The following is a 16,364-nucleotide window of genomic DNA, read 5'->3' as shown; positions in this document are numbered from 1 at the left end:
TGTGCCGCGGTCTTTTTTTATGGAAGGGGGAAAATTGATGAAACGTCAGCAACAACATTTACTGCGTCAACAAGTCTGGAAGAAGCTCCAATCGATCTCCTTGAAGGATATCGCCTGGATCATCGCCGGCTCATTCATTCTCTCGTTCGGGGTGAACTACTTCACCGTCCCGAACGACTTCTCGGAAGGCGGCCTGCTCGGGGTCACGATTATCCTGTACTACTTGTTCGGCTGGGACCTCGGTGTCACGTCGATCATCGGGAACGGTCTGTTGTTCATCGTCGGCTATAAGCTGCTCGATCGACGGACGATGGTGTACTCGGTCGTCGCTGTCATCGCGACATCGTTCTTCCTCAGCTTGACCCATAGTTGGGGCAGCCCGGCCGAGGACAAACTGCTCGCGGCCGTCTACGCCGGGATCATGATCGGTGTCGGTATCGGCATGGTGCTCCGCGTCGGTGGGACGACCGGGGGCGGGGTCATCATCGCTCGGCTCATGGAGCGGTATTTGCACATGAGCGTCGCCGTGTCGATGTTCATCATCGATGCAATCGTCGTCGGGGCGTCGGGCTTCATCCTCGGGGAGCAGGTCGTGCTCTATACGTTGATCGCCATCATCATCGGCTCGTGGGTCATCGACCTCGTCGCTGAAGGGCTCAACATCCGCAAGGCCGTCACCATCATCAGCGACAAGCAAGAAGAGCTCGCCGTCGTGTTGACGGAGACGCTCGGCCGCTCGGCAACGATTATCCATGGCCACGGCTACTACACGAAGCAGGACAAAAACATGCTGTATATGATCGTCGACAAGCGTCAAATCGGTCCGCTCAAGCGAATCGTCGAAGTGACCGACCCACGTGCCTTCGTCGTCATCCACCAAGTGAAAGAGGTCATCGGGGAAGGGTTCAGCTACCCGTCCCGATAATTTGAACGCTGGCGTTTTGACGCCAACTTCTATATAATAAGAAGCGTGTAAAAAGAAGGAGGAACTGACTACTATGCAAACGATCGCTACAATCAGCCTGCTCGTCGTGGCTGTTTTATTGATTGTCGTCGTACTGCTCATGTCAGGTCGGTCGCAAGGTCTTGGGGCGATTGCAGGTGGCGCGGAGCAGTTGTTCGGCCGCCAGAAAGCGCGCGGCTTCGACGCTGTTTTGAACCGAACTGCAGCTGTACTAGGCACATTGTTTTTCATTTTAGGATTACTAGTCGCATCATTATGATGAAAGGCTGATCGTTCTCGATTTTTACGTGAGGCGGTCGGCTTTTGTTTTTTTCAATTATTTTTTGGGAATAATGGATTGTATGAGGAGATGACGTTAGCAATGAAGATTACAGCACCGAAACCGTTCTTCTTTGAAGGCGGACCACGTGCCGTGTTGATGTTACATGGCTTTACCGGATCGAGCGCGGATGTCCGCATGCTCGGTCGTTTCCTGCAAAAAGAAGGCTATACGTGTATGGGTCCCCAGTACCGAGGCCATGCCGTCCCGCCGGAAGAATTGCTTCAGTACGGACCGGCGGACTGGTGGGAAGACGTCATGAACGCCTACCAGTCATTGAAAGAGAAAGGCTATGAGGAGATTGCCGTCTGTGGCCTCTCGCTCGGCGGCGTCATGTCGCTTCGCCTCGCTTCGGAGGAAAACGTCAAAGGCGTCATCCCGATGTGCGCTCCGACCGGAATCGATGCCGAAGATCGGTTATACAAAGGAGTCAAAGCCTACGCCCGAGAATATAAATCTCGAGAAGAAAAATCGCCTGAACAGATCGAACAGGAGATGGCGGACTTCAAACCGATGCCGACGCTCAAAGACCTCCGTGCCTTCGTCCGTGACACGACGACAAAACTCGAAGATATTTTCGTCCCGGCGCTCGTCGTCCAAGGGGCGAAAGATCAAATGGTCGATCCTGAATCTGCACACGAAATTTACGAGGCAATCAACGCGTTCCAAAAAGAACTGCTCATGTATGAGGAGTCGGGACACGTGATCACACTCGATAAAGAAAAAGAGAAACTGCACCAGGACGTGCTCGATTTTCTCGAAACGTTAGACTGGTCAGTTTGAAAAAGGAGGTGTCACGTTGAATTTACGTGACCAACTACTAGAAATCATCCAAGCCAGTGACAAAGCACTGACGGTGGACCAATTGACCGAGCGTCTCGCGCTCGAGTCGACGGATGCCTTTAAAGAGCTCATCCGCACCTTGAACACCCTCGAAGAAGAGGGCTTAATCGGCCGCACACGGACGAACCGTTACGGGACGCTCGCCGTGCTCGGCCAAGCAGCGGGAATCATCTCGATTCACCAACGCGGCTTCGGCTTTTTATCGGTCGAAGGGGAGACGGAGGACGTGTTCCTTCCGCCCGACCAATTGAAAGACGTCTACCACGGCGACACGATCCTCGTCAAAAAACGCGAGGACAACCGCGGCAAGACCGAGGGCGTGCTCCTCAAAGTATTGAAGCGTGGCTTGTCGGAGTTCGTCGGGACGTATACGCTCCCGAGCGGACGCCTCGACCAGTTCGCCTTCATCGAGCCGGATGACAAGCGCATCAACTTCTGGCCGGTCGTCAACCCGGACAAATCGCTCGGTGCCGTCGATGGCCATAAAGTCGTCGTCCGCATCACAAAATATCCGGACGGACGTTTCGCCGGAGCGTGTGACGTCGTCCGCATCATCGGACATAAGAACGACCCGGGCGTCGACATCTTGTCGATCGTCTATAAGCACGGCATCCCGACGGAGTTCCCGGAAGATGTGATCGACCAGGCGAACGCCGTGCCGGACGAGGCCGACGAGAAGGACTTTATGGGCCGTGTCGACCTTCGTAACGAGACAATCTTCACGATTGACGGCGAAGACGCGAAAGACTTGGACGATGCCGTCCACGTCAAGAAACTCGACAACGGTAACTATGAGCTCGGCGTCCATATCGCCGACGTGTCACACTACGTGACGGAAGGGTCACCGCTCGACGTCGAGGCGTTCGAACGGGGGACGAGTGTGTATCTCGTCGACCGCGTCATCCCGATGTTGCCGCACCGTCTCTCGAACGGGATTTGTTCACTCAACCCGCACGTCAACCGGTTGACGCTCAGCTGCGTCATGGAGATTTCCCCGCAAAACGGGAAGGTCGTCCACCATGAGCTGTTCCCGAGTGTCATCAAGACGACGGAGCGGATGACGTATACGAACGTCCGCGAGATCATCGAACGTGATGACGAAGCGACGCTCGAACGCTACGAGCCGTACATCCCGTTGTTCGACCTCATGGCTGAGCTCGCGGAAGTGCTCCGCAAGCGCCGTAACTCGCGCGGTGCCATCAACTTCGATTTCGCCGAGGCGAAAGTCGTCGTCGACGAGGAAGGCAAACCGGCCGATATCGTCTTGCGTCCGCGCTCGGTCGCCGAGAAGTTAATCGAGGAGTTCATGCTCGCGGCCAACGAGACGGTCGCCGAACACTTCCACAAGATGGACGTGCCGTTCATCTATCGTGTGCACGATAACCCGAAATCGGACAAGCTCGATTTCTTCTTCGACTTCGTCGCGAACTTCGGCGTGCATATCGAGCGGTTCAAAGGCCAGAAGGTCGAACCGAAGACGCTTCAGAAGATTTTGAAGGCGATCTCGGGTGAACCGGAAGAGCCGGTCATCAGCACGATCATGCTCCGTTCGATGCAACAGGCGAAGTACGACGATGTCTCGCTCGGTCACTTCGGCCTGGCGACCGACTTCTATACGCACTTCACGTCACCGATTCGTCGATACCCGGACTTGATCGTCCACCGTCTCATGCGCACGTATGCTTTCAACGGCGACGTGTCAGAGAAGACGATCGCCAAGTACGAGGACCGTCTCGGTTCGATCGCCGAACAGGCGTCGAAACGCGAGCGTCGTTCGGTCGATGCCGAACGTGAGACGCAAGCCTTGAAGAAAGCCGAGTACATGGAATCACGTCTCGGTGAAGAGTTCGATGGCGTCGTCAGCGGTGTCACGAACTTCGGGATGTTTATCGAGCTTCCGAACACGATCGAAGGACTCGTTCGTCTCCAGTCGATGGATGACTACTACCACTTCGACGAGTCGCAACTCATGTTGCTCGGCGAGCGGACGAAACGTCAGTTCCGCATCGGTGACTCGGTGCGCGTCAAGGTCGACGCCGTCAACTTGGACGAGCGCACGATTGACTTTACCGTCGTCGGCATGCCGAAACGGGAACAGTCGCGCCGTCGCCAACCGACGACGATCAAAGCGACGGAAGGCCGTCCGAAGAAGGACGACAAAAAAGGCCGCGGCCGTGACGACAAACGTCCGAAGCGCGGCAAGCCGGGTAAACCAGGGAAACCGGGTCAAGCCGGCAAACCGTCCAAACCAGGCGAGAAGCCGAAGACGTCGCAAGGACGTTCGGCACTCGACTTGAAAAAGAAAGACGGTCAAAAACGAACAGGCGACGCCAAACGCGGAGCGAAGAAGCGTCGTTGATGGGAGGGGGCGACCCCTCCTCCATATTGAAGTAAAGGACTGAATGTCTATGGCCAAGAAGAAAGATTCGAACGCGCTCGCGCAAAACCGAAAAGCGTCCTTCGATTACGCGATCGAAGATACGATTGAAGCCGGCATGGTGTTGACGGGGACCGAGATTAAATCGGTGCGCCAGTCGAAAATCAACATTGCCGACGCCTATGTCCGCTTTGACGGTGGCGAGGCAACGCTTCACAACTGTCATATCAGCCCGTTCGAGCAAGGGAACCGGTTCAACCATGAGCCGCTTCGTGTCCGAAAGCTATTGTTGCATAAGAAGCAAATCAATCAGCTCATCGGTGCACAAGGGCGTGACGGGTATACAATCATCCCGCTCAAAGTGTATCTCAAGAACGGCTTTGCCAAATGTCTCCTCGGCATCGGGCGCGGGAAGAAGAAGTATGACAAGCGCGACGACTTGAAGAAGAAAGATGCGAAGCGCGACGTCGACCGGGCACTCCGGGACCGGCAAAAATACTGACAGCGAGACCTGATTGTGGTATAGTTGTTGTAGTACCAATTACCACCTCGGGGACGTTATGGATTCGACGGGGGTAGGTCGGTCGTATGTGGCGTGTCGAGGGGTCGGCCTCGTTAAAACGCAAACGCCTATAACTGGCAAAACTAACACACAACTCGCAGCAGCCTAAGTGCCCTGCGGATCCTGACATCCATCGCTTGTGTGGATGATTATCAGGGTCTCAAACTAAGCAAGCTACGCTTCAACCTCGCCGTCTGAGGGCGCGAAGAAGAGATGAATCAGACTGGATGCGACAACGCCTGTTTATCGGCAGTGTCACATTGAGATTCAATAGATAAACTACACACGTAGAAGCATGCGTTACGATGCCTTCGGACGCGGGTTCGACTCCCGCCGTCTCCATTTTTAAGCAGTCTGCGATGGTTGCAATCAATGATATTTCATGAAGACCTTCTAATTTCATTGAGATTAGAAGGTCTTTTGATTTTTATGGAGCAACTCAATCACAATGAAATGAAAGCAGGTGAATCGAATGGGAAAATATCAATTAGATACGAAAAGTAAAGTGGCCGCTGCCAAGTATCAAGATGGGAAAAAACCAGTTGTGTCGAATAAAAAGGATAAGATTAATCAGATTCGAGAAGCATATTTGCAGAAGAAAAATGAGAAGAAACAATCTGGGGAATGATCAGACAGCTTAGCTGATTGTCAACAGCGGTTTAAAATTGGTTCTTCCTCACTTTTGATGAAGCCCGTCTTCGGGAATTAGTTCACTAAAAGGATTGAAGGGATTAATCATTTTAGATGGATTTCTTCCAGAACTAGAAGTGATTGATACGAACCACTTCGATGAAGTATATCAGTTCATTTGTCATGGAAAAAAGTCTTGTGCTGCCTGTCCTCGTTGTACAAAGTGCTCATACCGTGTCCACAGCAGATACATCAGGACGTTGAGGGATGAGCATGTGTTCGGGATGGATGTACAGCTGCTGGTTCAGGCGAGACGCTTCTTCTGCGACAACCCTGTCTGTCCGACAAGTATCTTCACGGAAAGGTTCCCGTCCCTTTGTCGACCACATTCCCGCAGAACAATCCGTTTGGAACGCAGTCTTTTGAGGCTATTGGGTGGGATGAGTGCGATTGGGCTGGAACGTATTTTGAACAACATCAGCGACAGTACTCTACTCCGAATGTTGAAACGATCGGAAAATCATGTGAAGAAACCTGTTCCTCACGTAATCGGCATCGATGACTGGGCTTGGAGAAAACGAAAAAAGTATGGGACGATCATCTGCGATCTTGAGACCAGACGACCAATCGCGCTGCTTCCCTCTCGGGATGTTAAGACCGTCTCTGCCTGGATTCGCTCACACCCTACCATCCAGGTCGTGGCACGGGACGGGTCCGTCGAGTTCCGGGAGGCCATCCGCTTGGCCGATGAGACGATTCAACAGGTGAGCGACCGATAGCACCTGTGTCAGAATTTAGGAAAAAAATTGAAGAGGTTTTGAAACGACGCCTTCCATCAAGCGAAAAGATTCTTCTCGAACCGGATGGTCCAAGCGTCGAACGTGAGCTGACGGATGCCGAGAGAAGGAAATGGGCACTTATTCTGACCGTACAGCAGGATGCCAAGCAAGGGGTCCCAATTTCCGAGTTGGTCAGACGGCATCAAATCGACCCGAAGACATGTCGGAGATATCTGAAGCTGACAGAGCCACCAAGGATCAGTCGGTCACATCGACGACACAGTGCAGACGTGCACAAACAAGACATCGCCAGATGGACCGCCAAGGCAGGACGACAGAATGGATGCATCGGGCATTGAAACGAAAAGGGTATATCCGTGGAATCAGTACATTCCGATCCTATGTCGCAAAGTTGAAAAAAGTAGTCCCACACGAAATAAGCATCAATCGAAGAATCATCCAGAAAGTCCTTTGGGAAGATGAGCCTTCCAACAAACCACTTCTCCTAAAGATACTGGGCATCCATCCCTTCTTGAAGCAATTGAACGAGCTCGTCCGTTCGTTCAAGGAACTTTTCGGGGAGACGACGTCTGAACAGGATATCTTTGAGTGGTGTGAACAGGCGGAACGGATGAATGAAACTTCACTCTCCTCTTTCGCTACCTATATACGAGGCGATGTCGACGCCATCCGACTCGGGATGACGCTGCCCTGGTCAAATGGCATGGTCGAGGGACAGGTCAATCGACTGAAAACAATCAAACGTCAAATGTATGGTCGGGCGGGATTGGCACTGTTACGCATCAAAATATGAGTGTCACTTGAATTTTGATGTTCTACTGATATATGAATCGATAGCCACATAACCATAGAGATGGAGCGTTTCATCAAAAGTGAGGAAGAACCATTTTAACAGCGTTCATTACAATACATTACCAAACTATTCAGATATTCAAGTTGGAATAGATACGGTACATGGCGTTAAAGGAGAAACACATTCAGCTACATTATATTTAGAGACTTTTTATAAGGGCCTAGATTTAAATAGAATCATTCCTTTTTTAAAAGGAGAATATGACAAAAAAGTAGCTGCTCAAAAGAAAGGGCAAGAGGCATTGAAAGTTACATACGTAGGTATGAGTAGACCAACGCATTTATTATGCATAACAATGAATAGTGATGGAGTTACCGCTATTGATATAGAAGGTTTTAGGGAGAAAGACTGGGAAGTGATTTATATTAGTGAGCCATCTTTGTTGAGTCCTATTTAATAATTTTCAATTCCATAATTTAAAAGTAATTTAATTACTTTTAAATTAAATGTGTTTACTTTTTGTTTTTAATCTGCTATCTTAAAATCAAGGCAGAAAAAGTGGTTGAGACTATAAAAATATTGTGCCTCTTTTTTTGATTAAATTTAATAAATTAATCCAATTACTTTTCAGAGTAATTGGAATGGGAGGTTTTTATGATTGATTTAAGTACGTCCCTTTGGAAAATTTCTAATGTGTTGAGAGGTTATGTTGGTGTATTAGAGTATAAGCATGTATTGGCATCAACTATGACAGTAAAGTACATGGAGGCAGACGATAAATTTGTAATTCCAGAAGCAGCAAAATGGAGTAACATCGTTTTTACTCGACATGACTTAAAGAATGTATTGATGAATGCTTTTAAAGAAATTGAAATGACTAACCCGAAATTAGGAGAAATTTTTGCTACTAAAAGTTTAGCGAAGTTAGATGAACAGACAGTGGATCATTTAATATCATTTACTAATCACATGGAAGTGACACCTGAAGTGTTTAACGCTATGTTATATTACTTTGCTTCAAATGAAGGGAAAGCGGGTGGTGAATTTATTACACCATATTCATTAGCCAAATTATTACCATCTCTTTTAAACGTAAGAAATGGCGAAGTCTATGACGGAACGGCTGGTGCGTCTCTTTTATTAACTGAAGCAGCAAAATACGCCGAGAAACATGAACAAAAAGCAAAATTATTTGGGCAAGAAATCAACCCTACAATTTACGCCTTAGGAAAAATGAATTTAATTATCAATGGTATGGATCATGAATATGCTTTAGGCAATACGTTACTTGAACCTGCATTTGTTGAAGGGCAGTTAAAGAAATTTGATTACGTTTTAATGAACTTCCCATTTTCTTTAAAGAACTGGGGAAATGAAAGAGCAGAATACGATTTATACAATCGATATAAATATGGTATGCCTAGTAACTCGAATGCTGATATGGCATTTATCCAGCATGCCATCGCATCTTTAAAAGAGGATGGTAAGGCAGCACTGATTGTTACACATGGGACGTTATTTAGAGGTGGTGCGGACAGAAAAATACGACAAGCACTTTTAAAGGAAGATTTAATTGAAGCAATTATTGGCTTACCATCAAATCTATTCTTTACTACTAACATTCCTGTAGCAATTCTTATTTTAAATAAAAATAAGTCTGCTGAACGAAAAGGAAAAATTCAATTCATTAATGCGCAAGACCATGTTGAAAAAACACGCGGTCAAAATGTTTTAAGAGCAGAGGATCAACACAAAATTATTAGTGCATATCAAAATATCGAAGAAATTAAGCAATACAGCATGTTTGTATCAATTGAAGATATTGAAGATGCAAACTTAAATATTGCTCATTACTTCACTGAGGATAATGTAGATAGTATTTTTGGGAATGTTTTAGTAAACAAAAATACGTATGAAAATGCTTCTACGCCAAAAGTTGAGCTTAAAGAATTGGCTACCATCATTAGAGGAATGAATACACCACCGAAAAAAGACTTAGAACAGCAAGAGGGAGACTATCATTTACTTCAATTAGCGGATGTTCAAGATGGTAAAATTCAGTTTCAGCAATTAAATGGAATTGATTTAGAACCAGAGAAGGTAAATGCATACGAAGTAAAAGAGGGCGATATTTTATTGTCTAGCCGAGGTACAGCTATAAAAATTGCCATCGTACCTGCTTTAGATAGAAAGCTTATCGCTTCACATAATTTTATCATTATTCGTCCTAACGATAACGTGAATTCGTACTTTATTAAGTCGTTCTTAGAAAGCCCTATTGGTACGTACTATATTAGTTCTAAGCAAAAAGGTACTGCTGTGACGGTATTGAGCGTTAAAGATATTGAATCGATACTTTTACCGGAAGTTGATATGGAGACACAGAATGAGTTAGGTGAACAATTTTTGAATGCAGATAACGAATTAGCAGAGGTAATTCGATTAGCAAAGGAAAAATATGGTTCACTTTACTATGAACTATATGAAAAAATGGGTTTAACAACAGCATTTAAAACGTTAGATTAAGTAATAACTAAATACTATATATGAGAAGCCCTTTTGGCTAAGGGTTTTTCATATACTATGTAATAAAAGGGGATAATTATGGCTAAGAAAAAAGAATTAAAAGAAAAAAGCACGGAAGAAACTTTATGGGAATCGGCTAATAAGTTACGTGGTTCTGTTGAAGCATCAGAATATAAGCATGTAGTTTTAGGACTAATCTTTTTAAAGTTTGCAAGCGATAAATTTGAAGAACGAAAAGCTGAATTAATTGAAGAGGGAAAAGAAAAATATGTAGATATGGTTGATTTTTATACGATGAAAAACGTATTCTACTTGCCAGAAGTTTCACGTTGGAGTTATTTAATTAAAAATGCAAAACAAGAAGATCTAGCATTAAAAATTGATACAGCACTAGCTACTGTAGAAAAAAATAACCCTTCACTTAAAGGGGCATTACCTGACAACTACTATTCACGTTTAAAGTTAGATATAAGTAAGTTGGCTTCATTAATTGATACTATTAATAACATTGACACTTTAAAAGACAAAGAACAAGATATCGTTGGACGTATCTATGAATATTTCCTAAGTAAATTTGCATTAGCAGAAGGTAAAGGTAAAGGTGAGTTCTATACACCTAAAAGTATTGTAAAACTTATCACAGAATTATTAGAACCATATAAAGGCAAAATATACGATCCAGCTTGTGGTTCAGGTGGTATGTTTGTTCAATCTGTAAAATTCATTGAATCTCATCAAGGTAATAAAAAAGACATTTCAATTTACGGGCAAGAATATACAAATACAACTTACAAGCTTGCAAAAATGAACCTAGCTATTAGAGGTATTTCAGCTAATCTTGGTGATATGGCTGCAGATACTTTCTTTAACGATCAGCATAAAGACTTAAAAGCTGACTTTATAATGGCAAATCCACCGTTTAATCAAAAGCAGTGGCGAGCTGAAGATGAACTATCTGATGATTCTCGTTGGGCTGGTTACGAAGTACCACCTAGAGGTAATGCGAACTATGCTTGGATTTTAAATATTGTATCTAAGTTATCTGAAAATGGTGTAGCTGGATTTTTATTGGCTAATGGTGCATTAAGTGGTGGTGGTGATGAATACAAAATACGTAAAAAGTTAATTGAAAATGATTTAGTTGAAGCGATTATTGTATTACCTCAAAATATGTTTTACACAACCAATATAAGTGTTACATTGTGGATACTCAATAAGAATAAAAAAGAGCGTATTATTGATCAAAATGGAAAACTAAAAAGTTATCGAAACCGAGAAAAAGAAATTTTATTTATGGATTTAAGAGAGATGGGTATTCCATTTGAAAAAAAATATATTCAGTTTTCAGATGATGATATTACAAATGTTTCTAATACGTACCACAACTGGCAACAAATTGATTGTGAAATCAAATACCAAAACATTCCAGAATTTTGTTACAGTGCATCATTTGAAGAGATTGCCAAAAAAGAATTCTCGTTAGTACCAAGTAAATACATTGAGTTTGTAAATCGGGATGAGGATATCGATTTTGATACTAAAATGAAGTCATTACAAAACCAGTTCACTGAAATTCTTAAAGCTGAAGAGGAATCTAAGAAGAATTTATTAAGTATTTTTAAGGAGTTAGGATATGACATTAAATTATAAGAGAATTGGAGATTGCATACAGTTAGTTGATGAAAGAAATGTTGATCTTAGTATAAATACTCTTTTGGGACTTAGTATTACGAAAGAATTTATTCCATCAGTTGCAAACACTATTGGTACAGATTTAAAAAATTATAAAGTTATTAGAAAAAACCAATTTGCTTGTAGCACGATGCAGGTAAGACGGGATAAAAAAATGCCAGTTGCTTTGCTAAAGGATATTGATGAAGCAATTATATCAGCAGCTTATCCTGTTTTTGAAGTTATAGATACAAATCTTATTTTGCCTGAGTATTTAATGATGTGGTTCAGTAGGGGGGAATTTGACAGAGAAGCATGTTTTTATGCAATAGGTGGGGTTAGAGGTAGCATAGAATGGGAAGATTTTTGTAATATGCAACTTCCTGTTCCTTCTATAGATAAACAAAGGAAAGTTGTAAAAGAATTTAAAGTTTTGAAAGACAGAATAGAACTTAACAACAGTTTTATTCAAAAATTAGATGAAACAGCACAGACTATTTATAAGCAATGGTTTATTGACTTTGAATTTCCAGATAAGGATGGTAAGCCTTACAAATCCAATAAAGGTGAAATGGAATTTAATGAAGAATTGGAAAGGGAGTATCCGAAAGGATGGGAGTCTGTTGGATTATCAAAAATAATTTCAGTAAAAGATGGTACACATGGCTCACCTAACCCAACTGATTTTGGGTACCCTTTGGTAACATCCACTCATCTTAATAATTATTATATTTCGCTTGACGAAACGTACAATATTAGCGAAGAAGATTATATTCAAATAAACAAAAGAAGTAAGGTTGAAAAATATGACATCCTATTTAGTATGATTGGTACTGTTGGCTTAATAAGCTACATATTATATGACGAGATAAATTTTGCTATAAAAAATGTGGGATTATTTAAGACATCTGAAAAAGAAGAAATGGCAGAGTACATTCTTTTCTATTTAAAAAGTGAGTATATGAAACAATATATTGCATCCAATCCAAATGGTAGTACCCAAAATTATGTAACATTAGGGTTCCTGAGAGAAATGCTTATTTTATTACCACCTAACCCTATTATTTTTAAATTTAAAGAAAACGTTCAAAAAATTATTGAAAATATTCATTTAAAAACGAAAGAAAATTTGTTATTAAAACACATGCAAAATATAGTTTTATCAAAACTTGCAGCAATGGAGGATTAGATTATGAAATTTACGGAAGAATCCTTGGAACGAGCTGTTATAGAACTATTTAAAAATGAAAACTACCAGTATCAGAATGACGGAAATGTAAAAAAAGAAATTGATGAAGTTTTGCTTCGTGATGATTTAAAAGAATTTCTTCTTAATCGTTATTCGGATCAAAAGATTACGAATAATGAAATTGAAAGTATCATTCTTCAACTCGAAATGTTACCTACATCCGCGTTATATGAAAGCAACAAAGCTATTATAAAAATGATTTCTGATGGTTTTGTTCTTAAACGTGAAGATCGAAGTAAAAAAGACTTATTTATTCAATTTATAGATTTTGATCCTAATAATATTGATAGAAATCTTTTTAAGATAGTAAACCAACTAGAGATTCAGGGCTATGAAAAGCGTATACCTGATGCAATCGTTTATGTTAATGGAATACCTTTAGTTGTTATTGAGTTTAAGAGTGCTATTAAAGAAAATACGACTATTAAAGACGCTTATACACAACTAACGGTGCGTTATCGTAGGGATATTCCAGAACTATTTAAATATAATGCTTTTTGTGTCATTAGTGATGGAGTAAATAATAAAGTAGGTTCTTTATTTGCTCCATACGATTTCTTTTATGGGTGGCGTAAAATAGAAGGAAATGAGCCTTTTGAAAAAGATGGTATTGATTCGCTATATACAATGGTAAAAGGTTTATTTAATAGAAGGCGTTTCCTCGAAGTATTACGACATTTTATTTATTTTCCCGATACAACGAACAAAGAGCTAAAAGTTGTCCCTCGTTATCCTCAATACTATGCAGCGACCAAATTGTTGGCGAGCATTAAAAGAAATATGAAGCCGCAGGGTACAGGTAAAGGTGGTACTTACTTTGGTGCAACAGGTTCAGGAAAAAGTTACACAATGCTTTATCTTACTCGTTTAGTAATGCGTGATAAAGAGCTACAAAGCCCAACTATCGTTTTAATATCAGATCGTACGGATTTAGATGACCAATTAGCCGGGCAATTTACGAATGCCAAAAACTTTATTGGTGATGAGCAAGTAATTAGTGTAGAAACTCGAGATGACTTGAAAACGTACTTACGAAATCGTAAAAGTGGTGGAGTATTTCTAACAACAATTCAAAAATTTAGCGAAGATATCGATTTATTAAGTGACAGAAATAATATCATTTGTATTTCAGACGAAGCACACCGATCACAAACTAACCTTGATCAAAAAATAATTCAAACAAAAGATGGAGTTCACAAAAAGTACGGATTCGCAAAACATCTTCATGATTCCTTACCTAATGCTACATACGTAGGGTTTACTGGAACACCTGTAGATGCCACGATTGATGTTTTTGGTCAAGTTGAAGATGCATATACAATGTTAGAGGCGGTTTACGATGAAATTACAGTTCGAATCGTTTATGAAGGAAGAGCTGCGAAAGTAAATCTTAATGAATCAAAGCTTCAAGAAATCGAAAAATATTATAAAGTCTGTGAAACAGCTGGAGCGAATGAATATCAAATAGACGAAAGTAAACGTGCCGTAACTCAAATGGAAGTGATTTTAGGAGATCCAAAGCGACTAAAATTGATTGCCGAAGATTTTGTAGAGCATTATGAAAAGAGAATCGAAGAAGGCGCAACCGTTAAAGGAAAAGCAATGTTTGTTGCTGCTAACCGACATATCGCATTTGATTTATATAAGGAAATCATCGCATTACGTCCAGAATGGGCAGAAGTTAAAGTGTGTGACGAAGGTGTAAACCTTACAGATAAAGAAAAAAAAGAAATTAAGCCTATGGAAAAAATTAAAATGGTCATGACACGTAACAAGGACGATAGTAAAGAATTATATGACCTATTAGGCACGAAAGAATACCGAAAAGAATTAGATCGACAATTTAAAAACGAAAAGTCGAATTTTAAAATCACCATCGTTGTTGATATGTGGTTAACAGGCTTCGACGTACCTTCACTAGACACTATATATATTGATAAACCTATTCAACAGCATACGTTAATCCAAACTATTTCACGAGTAAACCGTGTTTATGAAGGTAAGGAGACTGGATTAGTTGTCGATTATTTCGGTATTAAAAGTAATCTGAATGTAGCTATGAAGAAGTATGGAGTGGTTGAAGGAGAAAATTTTGATGGTATTGAAAAAGCTGTGGTAATAGTGAAAGACCAACTCGACTTATTATCAAGAATTTTCCACACCTTTAATAATACGTCCTATTTCACTGGAACACCTTTACAACAATTAGAATGTCTAAATCAAGCAGCCGAGTTTGCACAACAGACAGAGCAATTGGAAAAGCGTTTCATGGCCATCACTAAAAAGCTTCGTTCTGCTTATAATTTATGTGTTTCTAGTGAAGATATTAGTCAAAAAGAAAGAGATTATGTTCATTATTATTTAGCAGTTCGATCGATTATTCATAAACTAACAAAAGGTGAAGCTCCAGATACTGCACAAATGAATGAAAAAGTAAGACAGATGATGAAGGAAGCTCTAATTAGTGAGGGTATTGAAGAAGTCTTTAAATTAGATAAAGATGATCCTAACAACAGTTCGGATTTATTTGGCGATGACTATTTAAATAAAATTAATAAAATCAAATTACCAAACACTAAGATTAAGCTGCTACAAAAATTGTTAGCAAAAGCAATTGAAGAATTTAAAAAGACTAATAAAATGCAAGGTGTCGATTTTTCAAGAAGGTTTAAAGCGCTAGTAGAACATTATAATGAACGAACAGATTTCCAAGTGTTACAAAGTGATGTATTAGAAGACGTTGCGGAACAATTTGCAGAATTATTTGCGGATTTAATAAAAGAGCGTGATTCATTTATGGATTTAGGTATCGACTTTGAAGAAAAGGCCTTTTACGATATTCTTAAAGCCATTTCAGAAAAATATAAGTTTGAATATCCACATGATAAACTCATCAAATTATCACAAGCAATTAAAACAATAATTGCAGATAAAGCCAAATATACAGACTGGTCGAGCCGAGATGATATCAAGGCAGAGTTGAAAGTAGACCTTATAATTACACTCGATGAAGAAGGATATCCACCTGTACCAAGTGATGAGGTATTCAAAGAGATATTTGAGCAGGCTGAGAATTTTAAGAAATATAACGCTTAGTAGCAAAAGGCTTATCGTGGAGTTTAACAATAATCCTCTTTATATGGGAATAGTGCTAACAATAAATATAAGGTAATTGTTAATCATATGAGGCAATCAGATATTATCTTTTTATAAAACTATTTCAGTTCTATGTAATTTAAACTGAGAAATGTATGATAGTCAGTCAAACTGGCATTCACCAATTTAAATTTAGGCATAAAAACTCTCTAAAACCCAACAACCCCAACACCCAAGACGGCGGCCCCATCCACCCCCGCCGTCTCCATTTTTAAGCAGTCTGCAACGACTGCAATCAATGATTTTTAATGAAGACCTTCTAATTTCATTGAGATTAGAAGGTCTTTTGATTTTATGGAGCAACTCAATCACAATGAAATGAAAGCAGGTGAATCAAATGGGAAAATATCAGTTAGATACGAAAAGTAAAGTGGCTGCTGCCAAGTGTGTAATGCAAAATAGGAGTGCAGAAGTGTGCAACGGAAACGTACACAACTCTGCACTCCTATTTTAGAAAAGAAAAAGGACTTGCCA

13 protein-coding genes, 1 other RNA gene and 1 pseudogene are annotated in these 16,364 nt (G+C 41.6%); all 15 read left to right on the top strand.

Annotated elements, in window-relative coordinates; all coding sequences use genetic code 11:
• Nucleotides 1-37: 37 nt before the first annotated feature.
• Nucleotides 38-925 (top strand): YitT family protein, encoded by an 888-nt coding sequence (locus KNP79_RS13110; protein WP_052090147.1) that lies wholly within the window; start codon nt 38-40, stop codon nt 923-925.
• A gap of 73 nt (nt 926-998) precedes the next feature.
• Entirely contained in the window at nt 999-1,223 is a 225-nt protein-coding gene (gene secG, locus KNP79_RS13105; protein ID WP_012726902.1) for a preprotein translocase subunit SecG, read from the top strand.
• Nucleotides 1,224-1,325: 102 nt separating this feature from the next.
• Nucleotides 1,326-2,066, top strand: coding sequence for an alpha/beta hydrolase (locus tag KNP79_RS13100; RefSeq protein ID WP_215192725.1), 741 nt, complete (start codon nt 1,326-1,328; stop codon nt 2,064-2,066).
• A gap of 16 nt (nt 2,067-2,082) precedes the next feature.
• Entirely contained in the window at nt 2,083-4,485 is a 2,403-nt protein-coding gene (rnr, locus tag KNP79_RS13095; protein ID WP_215192723.1) for a ribonuclease R, read from the top strand.
• A gap of 49 nt (nt 4,486-4,534) precedes the next feature.
• Nucleotides 4,535-5,005 carry an SsrA-binding protein SmpB gene (smpB, locus tag KNP79_RS13090; protein WP_029595066.1) on the top strand — a complete coding sequence of 157 codons (471 nt, stop codon included), beginning with the start codon at nt 4,535-4,537 and terminating at the stop codon, nt 5,003-5,005.
• A gap of 49 nt (nt 5,006-5,054) precedes the next feature.
• Nucleotides 5,055-5,410: a transfer-messenger RNA gene (gene ssrA / locus KNP79_RS13085) on the top strand.
• 127 nt (nt 5,411-5,537) lie between these two features.
• Nucleotides 5,538-5,693 carry an alcohol dehydrogenase gene (locus KNP79_RS13080; protein WP_215192721.1) on the top strand — a complete coding sequence of 52 codons (156 nt, stop codon included), beginning with the start codon at nt 5,538-5,540 and terminating at the stop codon, nt 5,691-5,693.
• A 139-nt stretch (nt 5,694-5,832) separates the two neighbouring features.
• Nucleotides 5,833-6,015: pseudogene (locus KNP79_RS15890) on the top strand (transposase family protein); the annotation flags it as partial.
• 180 nt (nt 6,016-6,195) lie between these two features.
• Complete coding sequence (locus tag KNP79_RS15775; protein WP_251132972.1) at nt 6,196-6,474, top strand: transposase; 279 nt, start codon at nt 6,196-6,198, stop codon at nt 6,472-6,474.
• A 130-nt stretch (nt 6,475-6,604) separates the two neighbouring features.
• Nucleotides 6,605-7,288 carry a transposase gene (locus KNP79_RS15770; protein WP_371743435.1) on the top strand — a complete coding sequence of 228 codons (684 nt, stop codon included), beginning with the start codon at nt 6,605-6,607 and terminating at the stop codon, nt 7,286-7,288.
• Nucleotides 7,289-7,367: 79 nt separating this feature from the next.
• Nucleotides 7,368-7,745 carry a hypothetical protein gene (locus KNP79_RS13065; protein WP_215192715.1) on the top strand — a complete coding sequence of 126 codons (378 nt, stop codon included), beginning with the start codon at nt 7,368-7,370 and terminating at the stop codon, nt 7,743-7,745.
• Nucleotides 7,746-7,942: 197 nt separating this feature from the next.
• Nucleotides 7,943-9,814 (top strand): N-6 DNA methylase, encoded by a 1,872-nt coding sequence (locus KNP79_RS13060; protein WP_215192713.1) that lies wholly within the window; start codon nt 7,943-7,945, stop codon nt 9,812-9,814.
• 78 nt (nt 9,815-9,892) lie between these two features.
• Nucleotides 9,893-11,464 (top strand): type I restriction-modification system subunit M, encoded by a 1,572-nt coding sequence (locus KNP79_RS13055; protein ID WP_215192711.1) that lies wholly within the window; start codon nt 9,893-9,895, stop codon nt 11,462-11,464.
• Nucleotides 11,448-12,674 (top strand): restriction endonuclease subunit S, encoded by a 1,227-nt coding sequence (locus tag KNP79_RS13050; protein ID WP_215192709.1) that lies wholly within the window; start codon nt 11,448-11,450, stop codon nt 12,672-12,674. Before KNP79_RS13055 ends, KNP79_RS13050 begins: the two co-directional genes overlap by 17 nt.
• A 3-nt stretch (nt 12,675-12,677) precedes the next feature.
• Nucleotides 12,678-15,830: a type I restriction endonuclease subunit R gene (locus KNP79_RS13045; RefSeq protein ID WP_215192707.1), complete on the top strand. Its 3,153-nt coding sequence runs from the start codon at nt 12,678-12,680 to the stop codon at nt 15,828-15,830.
• Nucleotides 15,831-16,364 lie beyond the last annotated feature (534 nt).

This window comes from Exiguobacterium sp. s7, assembly GCF_018618195.1.
GTDB lineage: Bacteria > Bacillota > Bacilli > Exiguobacteriales > Exiguobacteriaceae > Exiguobacterium > Exiguobacterium mexicanum_A.
The sequence above is the reverse complement of the archived record's forward strand: the minus strand, read 5'-3'. Positions and strand labels throughout refer to the sequence as shown.